General features: G+C 66.1%; 16 protein-coding genes and 1 rRNA gene. 12 read left to right on the forward strand and 5 right to left on the reverse strand.

Annotated elements, in window-relative coordinates:
* Positions 1 to 5 precede the first annotated feature (5 nt).
* From KUV81_RS18870 to KUV81_RS18915, 10 genes are all read left to right on the forward strand, one after another.
* Entirely contained in the window at positions 6 to 524 is a 519-nt protein-coding gene (locus KUV81_RS18870; protein WP_222545450.1) for a protein tyrosine phosphatase family protein, read from the forward strand.
* 87 nt (positions 525 to 611) lie between these two features.
* A complete protein-coding gene (locus KUV81_RS18875) occupies positions 612 to 1,340 on the forward strand; it encodes a PDZ domain-containing protein (RefSeq protein ID WP_222545451.1) in 729 nt (242 codons plus the stop codon).
* A gap of 83 nt (positions 1,341 to 1,423) precedes the next feature.
* Positions 1,424 to 2,926, forward strand: a complete 1,503-nt coding sequence (gene glpK / locus KUV81_RS18880) for a glycerol kinase GlpK (RefSeq protein ID WP_222545452.1) — start codon at positions 1,424 to 1,426, stop codon at positions 2,924 to 2,926.
* A 236-nt stretch (positions 2,927 to 3,162) separates the two neighbouring features.
* Positions 3,163 to 3,525 carry a hypothetical protein gene (locus tag KUV81_RS18885; protein ID WP_222545453.1) on the forward strand — a complete coding sequence of 121 codons (363 nt, stop codon included), beginning with the start codon at positions 3,163 to 3,165 and terminating at the stop codon, positions 3,523 to 3,525.
* A gap of 152 nt (positions 3,526 to 3,677) precedes the next feature.
* On the forward strand, positions 3,678 to 4,988 hold the full coding sequence (locus tag KUV81_RS18890; RefSeq protein WP_222545472.1) for an isochorismate synthase MenF: 1,311 nt from the start codon (positions 3,678 to 3,680) through the stop codon (positions 4,986 to 4,988).
* Positions 4,985 to 6,697 carry a 2-succinyl-5-enolpyruvyl-6-hydroxy-3-cyclohexene-1-carboxylic-acid synthase gene (menD, locus tag KUV81_RS18895; protein ID WP_222545454.1) on the forward strand — a complete coding sequence of 571 codons (1,713 nt, stop codon included), beginning with the start codon at positions 4,985 to 4,987 and terminating at the stop codon, positions 6,695 to 6,697. Before KUV81_RS18890 ends, menD begins: the two co-directional genes overlap by 4 nt.
* The gene (gene menH / locus KUV81_RS18900; RefSeq protein ID WP_222545455.1) at positions 6,690 to 7,469 is read left to right on the forward strand and encodes a 2-succinyl-6-hydroxy-2,4-cyclohexadiene-1-carboxylate synthase; all 780 of its coding nucleotides are present in this window, start codon (positions 6,690 to 6,692) and stop codon (positions 7,467 to 7,469) included. The genes menD and menH overlap by 8 nt, the downstream gene beginning before the upstream one ends.
* Positions 7,470 to 7,497: 28 nt before the next feature.
* Entirely contained in the window at positions 7,498 to 8,433 is a 936-nt protein-coding gene (gene menC, locus KUV81_RS18905; RefSeq protein ID WP_222545456.1) for an o-succinylbenzoate synthase, read from the forward strand.
* Positions 8,430 to 9,800 carry an o-succinylbenzoate--CoA ligase gene (menE, locus tag KUV81_RS18910; RefSeq protein ID WP_222545457.1) on the forward strand — a complete coding sequence of 457 codons (1,371 nt, stop codon included), beginning with the start codon at positions 8,430 to 8,432 and terminating at the stop codon, positions 9,798 to 9,800. The genes menC and menE overlap by 4 nt, the downstream gene beginning before the upstream one ends.
* Before the next feature lie 55 nt (positions 9,801 to 9,855).
* Positions 9,856 to 10,536 carry a hypothetical protein gene (locus KUV81_RS18915; RefSeq protein ID WP_222545458.1) on the forward strand — a complete coding sequence of 227 codons (681 nt, stop codon included), beginning with the start codon at positions 9,856 to 9,858 and terminating at the stop codon, positions 10,534 to 10,536.
* A 59-nt stretch (positions 10,537 to 10,595) separates the two neighbouring features.
* Here KUV81_RS18915 and KUV81_RS18920 read toward each other — a convergent pair whose 3' ends face one another.
* Positions 10,596 to 12,149, reverse strand: a complete 1,554-nt coding sequence (locus KUV81_RS18920) for an AbgT family transporter (protein ID WP_222545459.1) — start codon at positions 12,147 to 12,149, stop codon at positions 10,596 to 10,598.
* A 229-nt stretch (positions 12,150 to 12,378) separates the two neighbouring features.
* Between KUV81_RS18920 and KUV81_RS18925 the strand changes: the two genes are divergently transcribed.
* Together KUV81_RS18925 and KUV81_RS18930 are read left to right on the forward strand one after the other, a co-directional pair.
* Positions 12,379 to 15,027, forward strand: coding sequence for a parallel beta-helix domain-containing protein (locus KUV81_RS18925; protein ID WP_222545460.1), 2,649 nt, complete (start codon positions 12,379 to 12,381; stop codon positions 15,025 to 15,027).
* A 52-nt stretch (positions 15,028 to 15,079) separates the two neighbouring features.
* A complete protein-coding gene (locus tag KUV81_RS18930) occupies positions 15,080 to 16,240 on the forward strand; it encodes an SO2930 family diheme c-type cytochrome (protein ID WP_222545461.1) in 1,161 nt (386 codons plus the stop codon).
* 25 nt (positions 16,241 to 16,265) lie between these two features.
* Here KUV81_RS18930 and KUV81_RS18935 read toward each other — a convergent pair whose 3' ends face one another.
* The 4 genes from KUV81_RS18935 to rrf form a co-directional block, all read right to left on the reverse strand.
* The gene (locus KUV81_RS18935) at positions 16,266 to 16,793 is read right to left on the reverse strand and encodes a hypothetical protein (protein WP_222545462.1); all 528 of its coding nucleotides are present in this window, start codon (positions 16,791 to 16,793) and stop codon (positions 16,266 to 16,268) included.
* 17 nt (positions 16,794 to 16,810) lie between these two features.
* Positions 16,811 to 19,189, reverse strand: coding sequence for a tetratricopeptide repeat protein (locus tag KUV81_RS18940; protein ID WP_222545463.1), 2,379 nt, complete (start codon positions 19,187 to 19,189; stop codon positions 16,811 to 16,813).
* A gap of 64 nt (positions 19,190 to 19,253) precedes the next feature.
* Positions 19,254 to 20,342, reverse strand: a complete 1,089-nt coding sequence (locus tag KUV81_RS18945) for an AraC family transcriptional regulator (protein WP_222545464.1) — start codon at positions 20,340 to 20,342, stop codon at positions 19,254 to 19,256.
* 163 nt (positions 20,343 to 20,505) lie between these two features.
* A 5S ribosomal RNA gene (rrf, locus tag KUV81_RS18950) occupies positions 20,506 to 20,620 on the reverse strand.
* Between the last annotated feature and the right edge of the window lies 1 nt (position 20,621).

Here is a 20,621-nt window from a genome sequence, read left to right on the forward strand (position 1 = left end):
TTATGATGAAACACCTGATGTGGCTGCTCCTGCTCACCCCCACCCTGGCCCTGGCCAACCTGAAACCGGACGCCCTGCCCGCCATCAAGGCGATACAGGTCAACGATGACCGGGTGGTCACCGCCGGCCTGCCCACCGCCGAGCAGCTGACCGCTCTGCCCGAGGCGGGGATCGCCGTGGTGATCAACCTCATCCCCCGGGATCACGCTCACCGCTTGGCCGGGGAGGCCGAACTGGCCACCCAGGCCGGGCTCACCTACTACCAGATCGACGTCGACTGGCAGGCCCCCAAGGCCGAAGACCTCGCCCGTTTCCAGTCCCTGATGGACCAGCATCGCCAGTCGGGGCTGCTGGTGCACTGCATGGCCAACTACCGCGCCTCGGCGTTCTACTACCTCTACCGGGCCCTGGAGGACGGCGAACCCACCCCCGAGTTGCTGGCCCCCTGGGGGGATCTGGAGGCCAGCCTGGCCGAGTACCCCCAGTGGCGGGACTTTATGGATAACACCCTGTCAAAGCAGTGATTTATTGACCTGGCCCTCATCGAGATCAAACCCACCAACCGGCCCGGTGGTTAGACTGGGCCCATCCCCCGGCTCTTTGGAGGTCCCATGGGCCGCTCCCCGCTTTGGTTGGTCGCCGGTGCGCTGCTGGGCGCCGTTTTAGGCTGGCATCTGGCGCCCCGGACCGTGGCCCAACCGCCCTCGCCCGACTGCCCCACCGCGCAACAACTGGCGCTGCTTGAGTGGGAAAACCGCATGCTGGTCGCCATGGTGCAGGCCGGTCTCCAGGGGGACATCGCCGGCCACCTGGACGCCTTTGGGGCGATGCAGGCCCCCTCGACCCAGCCCGAGCCCCCATCGCGCCCCGCCCCCGACCCCAGGGCAACATCCGAGGCCAACGCCGATGCCCTGCTGGTCCGGCTGCAATGGGCGGATCTCAAACTGCAGCGCCAGGCCCTGGCCGAGGGCTGGGCGACGGACGTCCGGCTGGTGACCGCTCGGCGAGATCTCTGGGACCAGGCGCGACGCCAGTTGACCGACCGCGAGTTCATGGCGGCCCTCTATCGGGCCGACCAGCCCAACCGGCTGTCCATCGACACTGTGCGCCCCGGCAGTGAGGCCCAGCGCCAGGGGCTGCGCCACGGCGACATTCTCTGGGCCCTGGATGGCCAGCGCACCCTGACCCGAGACCAGTACCGCACCCACCTGGGGACCCTGGCCGCGGAGGCGCCGGTCAGCGTCTCCCTGCGGCGGGACGGCGAAACCCTTGAGCGGATAGTGACCGGGCTGGAGCAGGCCATCACCCTGACCGCCGACTCGGTGCCACCGCCGCCCTGATCCCTCGATAGCGGGTTGTTGAGTCTAGGGTTTTCGCCGCCAGCTTCGCTAAGATAAGACCAAACCCTCGCAGCGAGATCATCATGTCCCAGGACCTTTACATCCTCGCCCTGGATCAGGGCACCACCTCCAGTCGCGCCCTGCTGTTCAACCGTCAGGGCGAGGTGATGGGCAGCGCCCAACGGGAGTTTACCCAGCACTACCCCGAGTCGGGCTGGGTGGAGCACGACGCGATGGAGATCTGGGCCAGTCAGCGGGCCACCCTGACCGAGGTGCTGGCCCGTTGCGGGGTGCGCCACGAGCAGGTGGCCGCCATCGGCATCACCAACCAGCGGGAAACCACGGTGATCTGGGACGCCCAGACCGGTCAGCCCATCCACAACGCCATCGTCTGGCAGTGCCGCCGTACCGCCGAGTTGTGCGAGCGCCTCAAGCAGCAGGGGCTGGAGCAGCACGTCCGGGACACCACCGGGCTGGTGCTGGACCCCTACTTCTCCGGCACCAAGATCGCCTGGCTGCTGGAGAACGTGCCCGGGGCCCGGGCACGGGCCGAGCGGGGTGAGCTGCGCTTTGGCACCATCGACAGCTGGCTGCTGTGGCATTTGACCGACGGGGCCGTGCACGCCACCGATCGCACCAACGCCTCCCGCACCCTGCTGTGGGACATCCACCAGCAGCGCTGGGACCCGGTGATGCTGGAAGCCCTGGGGATCCCCGCAAGCCTGCTGCCCGAGGTGCGCAGCAGCCGGGAGATCTTCGGCCAGGCCCAGATCGGTCAGGCGCGGATCCCGGTGGCCGGCATCGCCGGCGATCAGCAGGCGGCCCTGTTTGGCCAGCTCTGCACCACACCGGGGATGGCCAAGAACACCTACGGCACCGGTTGTTTCATGCTGATGCACACCGGCGAACAGGCGGTGCAGTCCCACCATGGCCTGCTCACCACCATCGCCTGCAGCGGTCCGGAGCGGGTGGAGTACGCCCTGGAGGGCTCGGTGTTTATGGGGGGCGCCAGCGTGCAGTGGCTGCGGGACGAGCTGGGCCTCATTCGCCACGCCAGCGAAACCCAGGCCCTGGCAGAATCGGTGCCGGACACCGCGGGGGCCTACCTGGTACCCGCCTTCACCGGGCTCGGGGCCCCCTACTGGGACCCGTACGCCCGCGGCGCATTGGTGGGACTGACCCGGGGCTGCAACCGCCAGCACATCGTCCGTGCCACCCTGGAGTCCATCGCCTACCAGAGCCGGGATCTGCTGGACGCCATGCAGCAGGACGCCGGCCTCACCCTGAGCGAGCTGCGGGTGGACGGCGGCGCCGTGGCCAACGACTTTTTGATGCAGTTCCAGGCCGACCAGCTGGCCACCCCGGTCTGCCGGCCCCAGAACCGGGAGACCACCGCTGCCGGTGCGGCCTACCTGGCGGGCCTGGCAGTGGGTTACTGGCCCAGCCTGGAAGCGCTCAAGGGGGTCAGCGCCACCGAGCGCCAGTTCACCCCGCAGATGGAGGACGCCCGGCGTCAATCCCTCTACCAGGGCTGGCAGGCGGCAGTGGCGCGCACCCGGGGATCAAAGCCGACACAGGCCAACTAACGGTCAAATACAGCGCATTTACCCCTACAACAACAGGCGGGAAAAGTCCCGTTCACAACCCGGATCTACTGCACAATTATGAGGGATTATACGGACTTAATTCGAGACAGCGGCTGGCGTAAGAGCTCTAATAGCGGCATAAGATTTAACCAGGAGTCCTTATGGCCGCGTCCCAAGACTGTCCGGCAGCCCGCTTGCATAGCTGGGGCCGCCCGACCACCCTCGTCATTGCGGCGATGGGAGCCTGGAATCAGTCCATCCCGATGATGATGGCGGGTCTGCTGGGCCTGGTGGCCCTGACCATCCACCTGCTGCGTCTGCGGGAAACCCAGTCCATGCTGCTGCAGTCCGAGATGGAGATGGTGGCCATCCAGAGCAACCTGGAGCGGGCCATGACCCTGGCGCTGGGGGTGTGCGGCACCGTGATGACCCTGCACCTGCTGTGGCTGCACCAGCTCAGCCTGGCCCTGCTGCTGGTGGCCACCGCCGCCATCACCAAAACCGTCTGGAACATCATCAACCTGGGCCGCCCCGGCCTGGGCGCCAGTCTCACCACCCTGACCCTCACCGTAGCGGTGATCTGGACCATCGCGCCGTAAATCCGGCTCACAATCTTCGCAGCCATCCCTTGACATCACTCTCTGGTGATTTTTAATTTCAGTGGTTTAACCGCGTAATTTTGACAAGGTGGTACAGCATCCTTCCGGCCGAACACACTCTCGCCCACGCTGCCCAGAGGCTTAGGTTGCGACTGACCCAACTGGAGCAGCAGCCGCCGGCCCACCTCTGTCTGCAGCTGAGCGAGCCTCTGGACCCGCCTCCCCTGATCGCCTGGCTGGCCAATCAGCAGCTTCTGCCCCGCCTTTACTGGCGGGGTCGTCGCAACGGTGAGGAGATCGCCACCGTTGGCGCGGCGCTGGATCTGCACTTCCCCGAGATGCCCAACGCCGAAGAGCTGGATCGCATCTACCACAAGTACCTGGGTGCGGCCCAGGACACCCAGCTGCGCCTGTATGGCGGCATGGCCTTCGACAGTCAGCAAAGCCCCTGGCCCGACTTCGGCCAGGCCCGCTTCGTGCTGCCCCGGGTGGAGATCCGCCGCCACGGTGACCAGGCCCAGCTGATGCTGAACCTCTGTGGCCAGGAGCGCCCCTGGGCGCAGGAGCTGGCCCGGGCCCGGGCGGCCCTGGACGCCCTGCAACCGGCGGCCCCCTTAAGCCCCCTGGGGCCGGCCCACGTGCTGGCCCGCCAGGACACCCCGGACCAGCCCCGCTGGCGCGAGCTCATCACCCACATCACGGATCCCGCCTTCATCCGCGAGACCCCCAAGGTGGTGATGGCCCGGGAGAGCCGCCTGGCCACCAGCGCCCTGCCCAACCACTGGACGGTGCTGCACGCCTGGCAACTGCTCAACCCCGGCAGCTACCAGTTCGGCTTCCAGTTCAGCGACCACCACAGCTTCATCAGCTGCTCCCCGGAGCGGCTGTTCCACCGCCTGGGGCGGGAACTCTCCACCGAGGCCCTGGCGGGCACCACGGTGCGCGGCTTCAACGAGGCGGAAGATCAGGCCCTGGCCAGCGCCCTGCTGGCGGACGGCAAGAACAGCCACGAGAACCTGCTGGTGCGCCAGCACATCGAACAGCAGCTGGTGCCGCTGAGCGACTACGTGGGCGCGGAAGAGAGCCCCACCATCCTCAAGCTCAACCACATTCAACACCTGCACCGGGCGATCCGCGCCGAGCTCAAGGCCGGCGTCAACGATCTGCAGCTGCTCGGCGCCCTGCACCCCACCCCGGCGGTGGGCGGCCTGCCCCGGGCGGCGGCGATGAACTACATCCGCCAGCGTGAGGGCTTCAGCCGGGGCTGGTACGCCGGCGCCTGCGGCTTCTTCGGTGCCCACGAAAGCGAATTCGCCGTGGCGATCCGCAGCGCCCGTTTCGAAGCGGAGCGGGTCACCCTGTTTGCCGGGGCGGGCATCGTCGCCGACTCAGAGGCGGACGCCGAATGGCAGGAGCTGAACAACAAACTCACCACGGTACTCGGGATCCTCAACGGACTATGACCACCACGCACTGCGCCGAATTGAACCTGCTGTGGGCGCGACTGATGCTGGAAGAGCTGCACCGCCTCGGCGTGCGCCACCTCTGCCTGGCACCGGGTTCCCGCTCCACCCCCCTGACCCTGGCTGCGGCCGGTCATCCCGACCTGACGCGCCACACCCATTTCGATGAACGGGGCCTGGGCTTCGCCGCCCTGGGGCTGGCCAAGTCCAGCCAGAGCCCGGTGGCCATCATCACCACCTCCGGCACCGCCGTGGCCAACCTCTACCCCGCCGTGGTGGAGGCCTACCAGACCGGCGTGCCCCTGGTGGTGCTCTCCGGTGACCGGCCACCGGAGCTCATCGCCTGCGGCGCCAACCAGGCGATCCGCCAGCCGGCGATCTTTGCCGACTACGCCCGCCGGCTGGACCTGCCGGCCCCGGATCAGGCGATGCCGCCCCAGGCCCTGCTGGCCCAACTGGACCAGGCGATGCTGGACCTGGACCGCCCATTGCACGTCAACTGCATGTACCGGGAGCCGCTCTACCCCGATGGCGAGAGCGTCGATTTCGACGACTACCTGGCCCCCCTGCGCCACTGGCGCCAGCAAGACACCCCCTGGAACCACACCCCGCCACTGAGCCGCAGCGCCCTGCCCAGCGCCAGCGAGTGCGCCGACTTTGGCCGCGGCAAGGGGCTCATCGTGGTGGGCAGCCTGGCCCCGCACCAGCAGCCGGAGCAGATCCTGGCTCTGGCCCGACGCCTGGGCTGGCCGGTGCTGGCGGACGCCCAGTCCCAACTGCGCCAGGCCGACGGCGTGGTGCACCACCTGGACCAGCTGTTTCATCATCCCCAGGCCCAGACGCTGCTGGCCGAGGCCGAGCACCTGCTGCTGATCGGCGGTCGTCTGCTGTCAAAACGGCTGATGACCTTTATCGCCCAACACCCCTGGAAGGCGTTCTGGCACTACCTGGACCGGCCCGAGAGCCTGGATCCGGCCCACCTGGCCAAGCGCCGCTTTATCGGCAGCCTGACCCTGTTGCCGGCCCTGCCCTGGCCCCAGGATCCCCACGCCGGCTGGGGCGATGCCCTGGAGTCCTACAGCGACCAGCTGGAGCAGCGCTTCGCCGAGCTGCACGACGTCGGTGCCCTCACCGAGCTCTCCACCGTACGTCTGCTCTCCCGCACCCTGAGTGACGACCACCAGCTGTTCATCGGCAACAGCCTGCCCATCCGCCTGTTCGACATGCTGGCCAGCCCCAAGGCCTCCGTCCCGGCGGTATTCACCAACCGCGGCGCCTCCGGCATCGACGGTCTGCTGGCCACCAGCTGCGGCGTGGCCCTGGCCAACGGCAAGCCCACGGTGTTGCTGGTGGGCGACCTGTCGCTGCTGCACGATCTCAACTCCCTGGCCCTGGCCCGCGCCCTGACCAGCCCCCTGGTGGTGCTGGTGCTCAACAACGACGGCGGCAGCATCTTCAACCTGCTGCCGGTGCCCAACGAGACGCTGCGCCAGGACTACTACCGTCTGGGCCACGGCTTCGGCTTCGAAGGGGCCGCCAGCCAGTTCCATCTGCCCTACCGGCGCCCGGACAGCCTGACGCAGCTGGCCGAGGCCCTCAGCGACGGGCTGAGCCAGAGCGGGGCCAGCGTCATCGAGGTGGTGGTGCCGCCCAACGAGTCCGCCCAGCTCATCGTCGATTTGGCTCAGCAGATCCAGGGCGATGACTGAAGCCCTGGGGCCCCTGTCCGGCCGCCGCTGGGGCCAGGGGGCACCGCTGGTGCTGCTGCACGGTTTTTTGGGGGATCACCGGGACTGGCCAGAGGCCCTGGGCGAAGGCTTTGACTGCCTGGCCCTGGATCTGCCCGGCCACGGCCTGAGCCGCCATTGCCCCCTGGACAGCCTGCCCGCCTTCGAGACGGTAACGGATCTGCTCCTGGCCAGCCTCGACACGGCCGGGTACGACCGTTTCCACCTGCTGGGCTACTCCCTGGGGGGCCGCCTGGCCCTCCACCTGGCCCAGCGCGCCCCTGGGCGCCTGCTGAGCCTCACCCTGGAGTCCGCCCACCCGGGCCTCACCGAGTTGGCGCAGCGCCGAGCCCGGCTGGCCAGCGACGGCGCCTGGCACCAACGGATGCAATCGGAGCCGGTGGAGCGGTGGCTCGACGCCTGGTATCAACAAGGAGTGTTTGCCGATCTCGACCCCGACGCCCGGGCCGCGCTGGTGGCCGCCCGCCGCCATAACGACCCGCAGGCCCTCGCTGCCCTCTATCTGGGCACCAGCCTGGGCCACCAGGGGGACTTGCGCGCCCTGCCCTGTCCCTTCCCGGCCCAGTTGCTCACCGGCGAGCAGGACAGCAAGTTCACCACCCTGGCCCGGCAGTGGCAGCAGGCCCAGCCCCACTGGCAGCATCGGGTGATCCCCGGGGCCGGCCACAACATCCACCGGGCCCGCCCCGACGCCTTTCTTGCTACACTGCGCCCATTGCACCGGATCCGCTGATCCACCCCATTGAGCAAAAGGGACTTTGATGATCCTCTACCCCTACTCCCTGGCCCTGAACACGCCGCTGCGGTTCCAGGGCCAGGCCCTGTCACAACGCCAGGGGCTGCTGGTAAAACTGGTTCAGGACGACCGCGTGGGTTGGGGCGATTGCGCCCCCCTGCCCGGCTTCTCCCGGGAATCTCTGGCCCAGTGCCAAGACGCCCTGATGGCGGTCGCCCAGGGTCAGACCGGCCCGGACAGCCTGCCCCCCGCCGCCCGCTTCGCCTACGACTGCGCCCAGTGGCAACTGACCCGAGAGGGGCGCCTGACGCTGCCCCCAACCGTACCCCTGCTGAGCGGGACACCGACGCAGCAGCTGGCCCAGTTTGACGCCCTGACCGAAGTGCCTTCGCAGCTCAAGCTGAAGCTGGCCCGGGCCCCCCTGCGCGAAGAGCTGGACCTGGTGTTCGCCCTGCTGGCCCGCCACCCCAAGCTCAAGCTGCGCATCGACGCCAACCGGGGCTGGGATTACGCCAGTGCCGCGGAGTTTGCCCTGGCGGTGCCCCGGGAGAACCTGCTGTACGTGGAGGAGCCCTGTGCCACCCTGGTGGACAGCCTGCGCCTGCATCAGCAGTACCGGCTGCCCCTGGCCCTGGATGAAACCACCCAGGCGTCGGACTACGAGTATGAGTCGCTGCCCGGCGTGAAGGCCCTGGTGCTCAAGCCCACGCTGATCGGCAGCCTGGCGCGCCTGCAGGCGCTGACCGAGGCCGCCACCCTGGACGGGGTGACGGTGGTGCTATCCTCCAGCTTCGAGAGCAACGTCGGCCTCACCCAGCTGGCCTGGCTGGCCCAGACCCTGACCCCCAATAGCCTGCCGGGGCTGGATACCCTGTCCGCCCTGGAGGCGGACCTGGTGAGCGCCAACCCCTGGGGCCAGCCCAAGCCGCTGATCCCCGAAGCGGAGCTCAACGCACTATGACTCGCATTGTCTGCCCCCTGCACAGCGCGGCCCGGCGCTGGGGGGATGCCCTGGCCCTCTGTGGCCCCGAGGGTCAGCTGACCTACGAAGCGCTGGATGGCCGGGTCACCGCCCTGACCCATCACCTGTCGGCCCAGGGGGTGCGCCCCGGCGAACACCTGGGCTACCTGGGCAGCAACCGCCAGGAGGCGGTACTGTTGCTGTTCGCCGCCCTGCGACTGGGCGCGGTGTTTGTTCCAATCTCGCCCCGCTTCCCCGACGACCAGCGTGACCGGCTGATCCAGGAGCTCGACATCCGCTGGTGCTGGAGCGAGTCGACGCCCCCCACCGGCGTCCGCGCCCTCACCCTGGTCAGCGGCCAGGGTGCCGAGGCCTGGCAGGTGGACACCGAGCGGCCCCTGACCCTGGTGCTCACCTCCGGCTCCAGCGGCCACCCCAAGGCGGCGATGCACAACCTGCAACAGCATTTGGCGGCGGCCGAGGGCAGCCACGACCAAACGCCCCTGGCCCGGGGGGATCGCTGGCTTTTGAGCCTGCCGTTGTTCCACATCGGTGGCATGGCCATCCTGTTCCGCTGCCTGACCTGTGGCGCCACCATGGTGCTACCCCACAAGACGGATCTGGCCAGCAACCTGCAGAGCCAGAAGATCACCCACCTGTCCCTGGTGACGACCCAGCTGATGCGGCTGCTGGAGCGGAAGGACGCCGAGCAGGTGCTGGCCTCGGTCACCACCCTGCTGTTGGGCGGCGGCCCCATCCCCAGCCAACTGCTGGCGCGGCTCAAACCCTATCCGCTTAAGGTGCTGACCAGCTACGGCATGACCGAGATGGGCAGCCAGATCACCACCGGGCCCGCCAACGATCAGGGCCTGTCCGGCTACCCCCTGGCGGGAAGGCAAGTCCGCATCGAAGCGGGGCTGATTGAGGTGCGGGGCGACTGCCGCTTTATGGGCTACTACGCCAACGGGGCACTGAGCCAACCCTTCGATGCCGATGGCTGGTTTGCCACCCGGGACCTGGGAGTGTTTGTGGGCGAGCAGCTCAAGGTGCTGGGCCGAGCGGACAACATGTTCATCAGCGGCGGCGAGAACGTGCAGCCGGAGGCGATCGAAGCGGTGCTCAAGCGCTGTGACGGCGTCGAGGAGGCGGTGGTGGTGCCCGTGGCGGACACGGAGTTTGGCCAGCTGCCGGTGGCGGTGGTCAAGGGCTCCTGGCAACCGGAGCTGTGGGAGAAACGGCTGCTCAAGAAGCTGCCCCGCTTTATGCGCCCCCGCCGCTACCTGCCCTGGCCCAGCGACGGCCACCATGGCGGGCTTAAGGTCAGCCGCAAGGCGATGGCCGAGTACGTGAGCAGGGTCGACGGCTGATCTTACCCGGCGGATGGCTTAGGTTATGGCCATCCCCTTTCAGCAAGGAACGCTGATGACCCTTTTCCTGATCCTGATTCTGAGCTACCTGGACGTTACGCTGGTCGCCGGCCTGATTCGGCTGCGTTTTGCCCTGCGCCATTTCGATCGCTTCGAGTGGCGCTACGGCGAGCACGTTCGCGTCTCTGCTTGGGAGCTGCTGCTCTGGCCCTTGCTGCTGACCGGCGGCGGGCTGCGCGCGCTGGTTCGACTGAGGCGATACCCCAGCGGACAGGCGAGGGTCGAGCGCCAATGGGCCCAGCTCAAGGATACCGCGCCACCAGGCTCCAGCCTCGATGTGGTTTTCGGCGGCAACCGCTACCGGGTCGACACCCAGTCATTGCTCGCCCAGCTAGAGCAGGCAAGCGGACGCTGCCGACCCGAAGGGATCCACTGGCTGCGGCGCTATCGCGCCGACTGGTCGACTCCCTTCCCCACCCCCAGCGTGCTTGCCGACACCCTGCACCGGCCCCTGTGGCGACTGATGGAGCAGGAGCAGGTCACGGTGCATTGCCGACGTTGTGGTAAGCCCTATGAAGGCCACGACGTGAGGCGCCACCCCCAAGCGGCGCTGGATGACCATCCGCACTACCGCTGCCCCCAGGGCCATCGCCTGTTGTCCGACCCCGACCAGCCCGGCGACCGCTATGAGGTATTTTGGCGCCTGCCCGCCGAAATCAACCGATTTGCCGAATGAGCCGCACAAAAAAGGGGCCGCAAGTGCGGCCCCTTTTTTAGGCGGTATCACCCGGGCAATTACATGCCGTAGGTGTAGGAGGCGCCCAGGCCCAGCGGCAGGCCGATGGTCCAGTAGATCAGCAGCCAGGCGGTCCAGCCCACCAGCAGCGCCAGGGAGTAGGGCAGCATGGCGGCGATCAGGGTGCCGATGCCGGTGCTCTTCACGTACTTCTGGCAGTACACCACTACCAGCGGGAAGTAGGGCATCAGCGGGGTGATGATGTTGGTGGAGGAGTCACCGATTCGGTAGGCGGCCTGGGACAGGTCCGGGGAGATCCCCAGCTCCATCAGCATGGGCACCAGCACGGCGCCGATCAGGGCCCACTTGGCGGAGGCGGAACCCATAAACAGGTTCACGAAGCCCACCAGCAAAATCATGCCAACGATGGTCACGCCCGCGGGCATGCCCATGGCCTTCAGGAAGTTGGCGCCTTTCACCGCCAGCAGCACGCCCAGGTCGGACTGGGCGAAGGCGGCGATAAAGAGGGCACAGAAGAAGGCCATCACGATGTAGGCGGCCATGCCTTCCATCGCCTTGCTCATCGCCTTGATGATGTCGGCGGAGCTCTTGAACGCGCCGTTGGCGTAACCGAACACCACGCCGGGGATGACGAAGAAGATGAAGATCAGGGGCACGATGGCCTGCATCAGCGGGGCGCTGAAGCTGGCCAGGGAGCCGTCGGCATCACGCAGGGTGGAGGACTCCGGGATGGCCATGGCGGCGACAGCAACCATGGCGGCGACCATGGCCAGGCTGGCCTTGCGGAAGGCGCTGTTTTCGCGGTCGCTGATCTCGTCCATGGCGGGGGCTTCGATGCCCTCGTCCAGGGGGGTGTTCTTGTTCAGGCGCGGCTCCATCACCTTGTCGGTCAGGTACCAGATGATGGCGATGATCGGCAGGGTGGAGGAGGCGGCGAAGAACCAGTTGTTCAGCGGGTTGAGCTGAACGCTGGGATCGGTGATCTGGGCCGAGGCCTGGGTGAAGGACTGCAGCAGGGGATCGATGGCCGAGGGGATGAAGTTGGCGCAGAAGCCACCGGACACCCCGGCAAAGGCGGCCATGATGCCGGCAATGGGGTGACGGCCCACCGCGTAGAAGATCACGCCGGCCAGCGGGATCACCACCACGTAACCCGCGTCGGTGGCGGTGTGGGAGATGATGCCCACCACCACTACGGCGGGGGTCAGCAGCTTCAGCGGGGTCACCTTGAGCATCTTCTTCAAGGCGGTGTTGATGAAGCCGGAGTGTTCGGCCACGCCGACACCCAGCATGGCCACCAGCACGACGCCCAGGGGGGCGAAGGCGGTGAAGGTGGTCACCATGCTGGTGAGGAAGCCGGTTAACGCTTCAGCAGTCAGCAGGTTCTTGATGACGACGGCTTCACCGGTACGGGGATCGATCTCGGTGAAGGTCATGCTGGCAAAGATGGCGGACACCACCCAAACCGTCACCATCAGACAAAGGAAAAGAATGGCGGGATCGGGGAGCTTGTTACCCACCCGTTCGATGCCATCCAGTACCCGGGCAAGACGCCCATTTTCGGCTTGCGGCACTTGTGCTTCGGAGCTCATGGTTTTATTCCACTTTTTTATCGGTATAGACCTGGTTCGAACAGTAGATATTGCCACCACCCTTGGTCAAATGCCCAGCAAAGTCCACATTTTCTACTCCGCTTCACAATTTCCTGCGCCCTTGTTATTGGCTCATGTCCGCCACGTTGGCCACTTCGCACATTGATTTTATTAAACGAGTGTTCGAAGTTACGACCGAATCACATAACAATAACGTGGAGATAACAAGATGCGGGAGAAGCCATCCTGGTTGCTGCCTACGCTTTTAGCGTCAGCAGTGGCCCTGACCCTCGCCGGTTGCGGCAGCGACGACGATACCGTTCAGATCACCGAGCCAGCCCCCCCGACCACCCCCGAGCCCTCCGGACCGGAATTCCCGGAAGGGGCCATCTTTGTGGAAGCCGGGGACAACCTGGGTGCCAACATCACCGAGGCCTTCATCAACGCCCAGAGCGGCGATGTGATCGTGCTGCCGGAAGGCACCTTCATGCTGGACCGGACCCTGCTGTTTGACGGCGACGCCGACGGCGATGGCGTGTTCGCCAAGAACGTGACCATCATGGGTTACGGCCAGGACGCCACAGTGCTGGACTTCTCCCAGGCGGACTCCGGTGACGGCATCTTCGTGCAGAACGCGGTCAACATCACCATCCAGGATCTCTCCGTCAACGAAGCCAAGAACAACGGCATCAAGCTGAAAAACTCCAACGGCATCATCCTGCGTCGACTGGCCACCGTCTGGGAGGGGGATCTGGACGAGGACAACGGCGCCTACGGCCTCTACCCGGTGGAGTGTCAGAACATCCTGATCGAAGACACCTACGTGCGCGGCTCCGCGGACGCCGGTATCTACGTCGGCCAGTCCGAGTACATCGTGGTGCGTCGCAACATCGCCAAGGAGAACGTGGCGGGGATTGAGATCGAGAACTCCAAGTACGCCGACGTCTACGACAACCAGGCCATCGGCAACACCGGCGGGATCCTGGTGTTCGACCTGCCCATCGGCAACCACCGCTACGGAAGCAGCGTGCGGATCTTCAACAACCTGGTGGAAGGCAACAACACCCACAACTTCGCCAACGCCAGTGCCAACCCCGCAGGGGTGCACATCGTGCCGCCGGGCACCGGGGTGATCATCCTCTCCACCCGGGATGTGGAGATCTTCAACAACACCATCCGGGACCACGACACCCTCTCCATCACCGCCACGAGCTTCTTCATCGCCGAGCAGGACATCGAGGGCGCCTTCATCCCCAACTACGCCATGCCCGGCGGGGTGATCGACGATGGCTGGCGTGCGGTACCCCGTAACGTGCACATCCACGATAACGACATCAGCAACAGCGGCAGCAACCCCAACGGCTACCTGATCACCGACATCATCGAAGCCTACCAGGGGATCCACGGGGTCTTCCCGGCCATCCTGTACGATGGCATGGGGGAGGCGATCGCCAATAGCCCCATGGGCAGCCTCTACTTCCAGGAAGCCCCCTTCGCCGAGGACGGCAGCGACAACGTCTGTGTCTCCAACAACGGCGACGTCAGCCTGGGTCAGCTCTACGCCGGCGACCACTCCGCGGGTGACCTGGCCACCCCGGACGTGCTCTACGAGAGCAGCCAGCAGAACCTGATGGCCTGTACCCAGGTCTCTCTGCCGGTGCACACCGTCACCTTCGGTGACCAGGTGTTCGGCTGCGGCATCGACGACGACACCGAAGGCTGTGACGGCGGCGAGATCATCGGCAACGGCGGCAGCATTGGCGAAGGGGAAGGCGGCCTGGTGGGCGACGGCGACCTCAGCCTCTGTGAAGCCAGTGGTAGCGAAGTGAACTGGGCGGCCCTGCTGGGCGCCAACTGCCCCAACCTGTCCGACTACAACCTGTTTGCCGACAGCACCAACCCCAAAGGGGTGGCCAACAGCGGCGGCCTGCCCTACGACCTGAACAGCGCCCTGTTCACCGACTACGCCACCAAGTACCGCTACGTCTTTGTGCCCGGCGGCCAGGCGGCCGAGTACAGTGATCAGGAGGTGTTCGACTTCCCGGTCGGCTCCGTGCTGGTGAAAACCTTCGCCATGCCGGACGACACCGCCACCCCGGGCAACGAGAACGAGGAGATCCTCGAGACTCGTCTGCTTATCCACCGTGAAGCGGGCTGGAGTGCCCTGCCCTACGTCTGGAACGCGGCCAAGGACGAAGCGGGGCTGGCCAAGCCCGGCAGCATCATGAACCAGTCCGTGGTGCACCAGGGCGAGACCATCGAGTTCGACTACGTGGTGCCCAGCATCAACCAGTGCAAGCAGTGTCACCAGTTCAGTGGCGACGACGGCATCGCCCGCTTTATGCCCATCGGGCCCAAGGCGCGCTACCTCAACGGTGACTACGCCTACAACGACGGCAGCGCCAACCAGCTGACCCACTGGGCCGGCCACGGCATCCTGACCGGCGTGCCGGCGGACCTGGCCACGGTGCAGACGGTGCCCGCCTTCGAGCTGCTGGGCAACGGCGACCTCTCCGGCGCCACCGACGCCCAGGTGATGGATCTGGCTAAGGGCTATCTGGACATCAACTGCGCCCACTGCCACCGCCCCGAGGGCAACGCCTCCAACACCGGCCTCAAGCTGGAGTACTGGCGTCCCTACGCGGGCAACGAGCAGGCCCACGGCGAGTGCAAGTCGCCGGTGGCCTACGGTGGTGGCAGCCTGGGCTTCGACATCGTCCCCGGTGATCCGGAGTCCTCCATCATGCACTACCGCATGGCCAGCACCGATCCGGGCGACCGGATGCCGGAGATTGGCCGCAGCCTGGCCCACGACGCCGGTGTGGACCTGATCCGCGAATGGATCACCCGCCTGCCCGCGGCCAGCTGCTCCCAGTAAGCCACCTCAAGGGCCGGCACTCGCCGGCCCTTTTTCTTTGGGAACCCAATCCATGAAGTACCTGCTTATTCCCCTGATCCTGGGGTTGGCCAGTTGCGGTGGCGGTGGCGACTCCACCCCAGAACCCACGCCGCCCGAGCCCCCGCCGGTGACCCCGGATCCCGATCCGCCCACCGCCGACTCCCCCTGTGACGCCACCACCAGCGAAGTGAACTGGGAAGCGCTGATGCAGGAGAACTGCGAGCGGCTCTCCCAGTACGGGCTCTTTGTCGACTCGGCGATACCCACCCGGGACCCGCGCCAGCCCGGTGAGCTCTACCAGCTGACCACGGCGCTGTTCTCCGACTATGCCAGCAAGTACCGCTTCCTCTTTCTGCCCCCGGGCAGTCAAATGACCTACCACGACACCGAGACCCTGGGGCTGCCGGTGGGCACCGTGCTGGTGAAGACCTTCGCCCTGCCCTCGGACACCGCACTGTCCGGCGAGGACAACGAACGGCTGATCGAAACCCGGTTGCTGATCCATCGGGAGAGCGGCTGGGTGGCCCTGCCCTATCTGTGGCAAGGGGACGAGGCCCAGTTCACCCCCGCCGGCGCCCTGGTGGCCCACGAAATGACCCACAGAGACCAGACCCTGAGCTTCAACTACGAGGTGCCGTCACAGCCCCAGTGCAAGCAGTGCCACCAGTGGAGCGACGGTGAGGTGGCCCGCTTCAGCCCCATCGGTCTCAAAGCGCGGCTGCTCAACCGTCCCGGCGAGGACGGCGACAACCAGTTGCAGGCCTGGCTGGCCAAAGGCTGGCTCGACCGGGTGCCGGACGACATCCCCACCGCGGCGGATTTGTACGACAGCTCGGCCAGCCTCACCGACCGGGCCAAGGGCTACCTGGACATCAACTGCGCCCACTGCCACCGGCCGGAGGGCTTCGCCAGCCTGTCCGGGTTGCGCCTGGGCTTTTTCGTGGATCACACCACCATGGAGTACGGGATCTGTAAGCAGCCCCCCGGCTACGACGGCGGGGCCGCCGGCCTGGACTACGACATCGTGCCCGGTGACGGCGCCAACTCCATCCTGCCCTACCGCATGGCCCAGTTGGACGCCAAGGACCGGATGCCCCCCATCGGGCGGGCCCTGGTCCACGACGACGCCGTGGCCCTGGTCCGCCAATGGATCGACAGCCTGGATCCCAGCCTGGGCACCTGCAGCCAGTGACCGCCCCGGCCCTGCGGGGCCGGGTTTACTGCTCTACCACGATGCGGGGGTCCGCCTCGCAGTAGATGGATCCCTCCTCCCCCCGGGCCACGCCATTGCTGGCCACCACCTGGTACTCGAAGCTCAGGGCATCGAAGTAGGCAAAATCCCCCAGAGTGCAGTTCTGAGCGTTGGTGAAGGAGAACTCACTGCCGCACTGGTTCTCGTTCTTGAACGGCGAGAACGCCTTGCCGGTGGCGTCGGTGGGGGCGGTAAAGGTGAGGGTGAACTGCACCCCATCCCCCAGGGTGCTGTCCTTGCTGAGCTTCCACTTCACCTTGTCGTCCTTCTTGCCACAGACGCAGGCGGCGGGTTTGCTGTCGGCGGCGCACAGGGGGGCGTTACTGCTGGTGCAGCCGCTGTCCGGGTCGCTGTTCTGACCGTCGTCCACACGATCGATGGTCAGGGCACAGTTTCCGTCGGCGTTTAGGCTGTAGTGGAGATACAGGGTTTTGTCGTTGGCGTGGGCGGCGGCGCTCAGCAGCAGCGCGGCCAGCAGCAGGAGTCGGTTCATCATCGCTTCCTCTATCGTCACAGGGTGGGTTGTAACCTGTCGATGTGGGCGCGATAGGGTTCAAACTGGGGATCCTTGTCGAGGAGGGCCCAAGGGTAGCCTAACTCCAGTGCTCGACGAATAAACCTCATCACATCCTCTGGCTGGCCACAGGGGATCTGGGCCAGGGCTAAATCATAGTAAACATAGGGGTCATCTGACGGCGAAGCCATTGCTCTGGCTTGATAAATTGTCGATTTGTCACAAGCGCCCAGCTCCGCCTGGTAGCGCGCCATCTGCACCAGCAGGGTTTCATCCGAGGGATTGATGCGTTCGTTCTCCGCAGCCAGGGCCAGGGCCTCTCGGAAGCCGGCCTGACTGGCCCCCCCCTCGCCGGGGATCCGCTTGAGGGCATCGGCACGGTTGGCGTGGTAGGTGTAATCCATCGGCCGCATCGCCAGGGCCAAGTCGTACATCGCCACCGCTTCGGGGAACAGGCCACTGAAGAAGTAGACGCTGCCCAGGTTGGAGTAGGTGGATGCCGTGGGGGCCACCTCCAGCGCCTGACGCCAGGCCTCGATGGCCCCGTCCAGGTCGCCCTCCAGCAGCAGCGCCCCGCCCAGGTTATTGAAGGCCGGGCCGTAGGCCGGTTGCAGCAGGGTCACCCGGCGAAACTGGGCGGCGGCCTCGGCGTAATCCCCGACCCCGAACAGGTGCACTCCGTAGAGGTGGTAATGACGCCAATAGCCTGGCTCTGCCGCCAGGGCCCGCTGGTAGTGGTGTTCTGCGGTCACCAGATCACCACGCCGGGCCGCCAGGGCGGCGATCCCCACCAGGGCATCGGCGTGGTCCGGTTGTTCGGCCAGCACCTGGCGGTAGTAGCGCTCCGCCCCTGGCAAGTCGCCAGCCAAACGCTGCAACTGGCCCAGGGTGGCCAGGGCATCCAGGTGATTCAGGGGGAAGTCACTGGCGTGTTCGCAGGCCCGCTGAGCGGCGTCGAACTGCTCACTGGCCTTGGTCTTGATGTAGAGCCGCAGGTAATCCTCACACAGGGCCGCGGAGGCGATGGCAAACTCCGGGTCCCGCTCCAGGGCTTGAAGCAGCAGGGACTCGGCTTCCTGCAGAGCCCCCTCGGTAGGGGTGTCCCGCATCAGGGCCCGGGCCTGCAGGTAGTGGTCATAGGCGGTCACGTCCCGGGTGTAGGTGAGCACCGGCTCGGACTGGTCGAGCTCCGGCAGTAAGATCCCCATAGCCAGCCACAACTGGCGGGAGAGCCGCTGAGCCAGTTCGAGCAGCTCATCGTCCCGGCCGGTAAAGCTTTGCTGCCAGTTCTGGTAACCATCCTCGGTGCTGCTGATGTGCACCTGAACCAGCAGCGCTTCGCCCTGGCGGCTGACCGCCCCCTCAATGACGTAGCGCACCCTCAGACGCTCCCGAAGGGCGGAGAGTGACGCCGAGGTGCTGACATCCTGGGTGGCCCGCATCGACGCCACCTTGAGTTGACCGGTGGCGGACAGGCTGGTGATGAGATCCCCCTGGATCCCCTCGACAAAGTAGTTGGGCAGGGCCACGTCGGTGCGTTTGACAAAGGGCAGCACCGCCACCGAATGGGCCGGTACCGCTATCCGTGGCGAGGGCGCCGCCTCAGGCTGGTTGAGGCCGTAAAACACGTGGGCCCCGATCCCAAGCGCCGCCAGGCTCAACAGCAGGATGGCCCCCGCTTCCGCACCGGAGCGACGACGCAGGGTGCGCTTGATCTCCGGCGTTACCCCCTGACGAACTTGCTGGCGCCGAGCCCTCAACTCCCGGGCCCAGGTGACGTAGAGCAGGATCGGCAGGGTCAGGGTCAACAGCAGCACCACCACCTTGTAGGCCACCGCGGGCAGGTCCAGCATGGGGAACACCACCGCCGCCACCTGAAGCAGCAGCCAGGCCACAATGAAGAAGCCGGCGCTGACCTGGATCACCCGGCTGGAGCGCAGTTCCGCCCCTAAGGTGGCCAGTTCGCGCCAGCCGCCACCGGTCACCAATCCGTGACCCTTGGAGGCCAGCGCCGTCTCTTTGAGTCGATAGCCCTGGCCCGGGCAGGTCTCGATGTAACGGCCGTGCTGGGGATCGTCCCCCAGGGCATGGCGCAGCTCGGTCATCAGGTGGGTCAAGGTGCCATCGGACAGGGGCTGACCGTTGCCCAGGGCCTCTCGCAGGTGCGCCCGGGAGATCACCTCCCCAGGGCTCGCCTTTAAGGCCAGGAGCAGTTGAAGGGCGCGTTGGGAGAGGCGGGCCTGTTGGCCGCCGACCCGCACACTCTGAGCGGCAGGGTCGATAAAGGCGTCACCAAGCCAAAAGGCGCCGAGGGCCAATGACGGCATGGGCCCGGCGTGCTTTGCGGCGCTGTGGGAGCGGGATCGATCAGCCAATAGGGCTTCTCCGCTGAGTTAATCGGGGTCAGCAGAAAAGCAAGTTTAGTCAGAAATCCGGGACTTAGAGTTGGTCTTCGGTGAGAAAGGCACCGGGAGGCTTCCCCACCCAGCGCTTGAACGCATGGCGGAAGTTGCTCACATCCTTGAAGCCAAGCCGTTCCCCTATCCACTCAATGTCGTGCTCCCCCCGCTGCAGCCACTCGATGGCCAGCTGGCAACGCACCTGATTGAGGATGCGTTGATAGGAGGTCCCCAGTTCGCTCAGCCGTCGACGCAGGGTGCGCTGGGACAGCACCAGGTGTTCGGCCAACTGCTCCTGGGTGGGGGGGGACTCGGGGTTACTCAGCAACAAACCCAGAATGCGGTTGACCAACGAATCATCGGGATCCGGCAGCGTCTGCTCTTGCTGAAGGGCGGACGCGCTGGGTCGCCACAGCACCGGCGCTTCCAGTTCCGCCAGGTCGATGCTCCACTCGAAAAATTCCCCCTCGAAGCGCACCGGGCACCCCAACAGGGTCTCATAGGCACCCACCTCCGGAGTCTCTGCACCGCAAGCGGAGAAGGTGACGTAGTTGAGTCGCACCGGGTGACCGGTAAGAGCCTGGGCAATGGCCAGCATGGAGCCAACGCCTTGCTCGAACACGAACTGGAGGGTATGACGTTCTATCTGGGCAATGTTGATGCTGCGCACCACCAGGGCACCGTCCACCACCCGCTCCAGGTTGTCCGTGAAGCTGCCGGTAAGGTTCGGGTTCTCCCGGGTGATGTGATAGGCCTCGGCCAGGGTTCGACTGTGGGACAGGGGGCCCTGCAACCCCTCCAGATCCTCCGGCGTAAAGATGGCCCCGAAGCGGATCCCGGCGGCAGGCCCGGGCAAGACCTCGGCCGCCAACTCCATGGCCCGCAGCATCTGCCAGGCCAGGATAAACTGCCGCTCCGCCAGTTCGCGAGCCCCCATGTCCACACTGCTCAGCACCCGATTCGCCACCTCATCACCGCACGCCACCTTGAGGTAGTCGTACAGCAGGCGCAGATCGAAAGCGGGATAGAGGAGGTCCCCATACAGGGTGGGATGCTGCTGGATAAAATCGTCGAGGGCGCGATCCGGGTTGGGCGCGGCCGGGGCATTAGAGCCGAAAAAAGTCACCATGGAGTTAGATGTAACCCAACTGACCATGGGAGTAAACCGCCGCCGACTCCAACGGGAAGTTTTCTTCAGTTTCGGTCCAGAAGGAGGCTGAAGCAGATTGGTGTAGCCATCTTCAGATACGAAAAAGGCCCATCCTTGCGGATGGGCCTCTCTCTGAATGGGTGCCTGGCGGTGACCTACTCTCGCATGGGAACCCCCACACTACCATCGGCGCGGTTGCGTTTCACTGCTGAGTTCGGCATGGGATCAGGTGGGTCCACAACGCTATTGCCACCAGGC

The organism is Ferrimonas balearica (assembly GCF_019802085.1).
In the GTDB taxonomy this organism is placed as follows: Bacteria; Pseudomonadota; Gammaproteobacteria; order Enterobacterales; family Shewanellaceae; genus Ferrimonas; species Ferrimonas balearica_B.

Excerpts from the sequence above, each read along its gene's own strand:
- KUV81_RS18915 (WP_222545458.1), top strand. The coding sequence starts at position 9,856 with ATGACCCTTTTCCTGATCCTGATTCTGAGCTACCTGGACGTTACGCTG.
- KUV81_RS18920 (WP_222545459.1), bottom strand. The coding sequence starts at position 12,149 with ATGAGCTCCGAAGCACAAGTGCCGCAAGCCGAAAATGGGCGTCTTGCC.
- glpK (WP_222545452.1), top strand. The coding sequence starts at position 1,424 with ATGTCCCAGGACCTTTACATCCTCGCCCTGGATCAGGGCACCACCTCC.
- menH (WP_222545455.1), top strand. The coding sequence starts at position 6,690 with ATGACTGAAGCCCTGGGGCCCCTGTCCGGCCGCCGCTGGGGCCAGGGG.
- KUV81_RS18935 (WP_222545462.1), bottom strand. The coding sequence starts at position 16,793 with ATGAACCGACTCCTGCTGCTGGCCGCGCTGCTGCTGAGCGCCGCCGCC.
- KUV81_RS18875 (WP_222545451.1), top strand. The coding sequence starts at position 612 with ATGGGCCGCTCCCCGCTTTGGTTGGTCGCCGGTGCGCTGCTGGGCGCC.
- menD (WP_222545454.1), top strand. The coding sequence starts at position 4,985 with ATGACCACCACGCACTGCGCCGAATTGAACCTGCTGTGGGCGCGACTG.
- KUV81_RS18885 (WP_222545453.1), top strand. The coding sequence starts at position 3,163 with ATGGGAGCCTGGAATCAGTCCATCCCGATGATGATGGCGGGTCTGCTG.
- KUV81_RS18945 (WP_222545464.1), bottom strand. The coding sequence starts at position 20,342 with ATGGTGACTTTTTTCGGCTCTAATGCCCCGGCCGCGCCCAACCCGGAT.
- KUV81_RS18930 (WP_222545461.1), top strand. The coding sequence starts at position 15,080 with ATGAAGTACCTGCTTATTCCCCTGATCCTGGGGTTGGCCAGTTGCGGT.
- menE (WP_222545457.1), top strand. The coding sequence starts at position 8,430 with ATGACTCGCATTGTCTGCCCCCTGCACAGCGCGGCCCGGCGCTGGGGG.
- KUV81_RS18925 (WP_222545460.1), top strand. The coding sequence starts at position 12,379 with ATGCGGGAGAAGCCATCCTGGTTGCTGCCTACGCTTTTAGCGTCAGCA.
- menC (WP_222545456.1), top strand. The coding sequence starts at position 7,498 with ATGATCCTCTACCCCTACTCCCTGGCCCTGAACACGCCGCTGCGGTTC.
- KUV81_RS18870 (WP_222545450.1), top strand. The coding sequence starts at position 6 with ATGAAACACCTGATGTGGCTGCTCCTGCTCACCCCCACCCTGGCCCTG.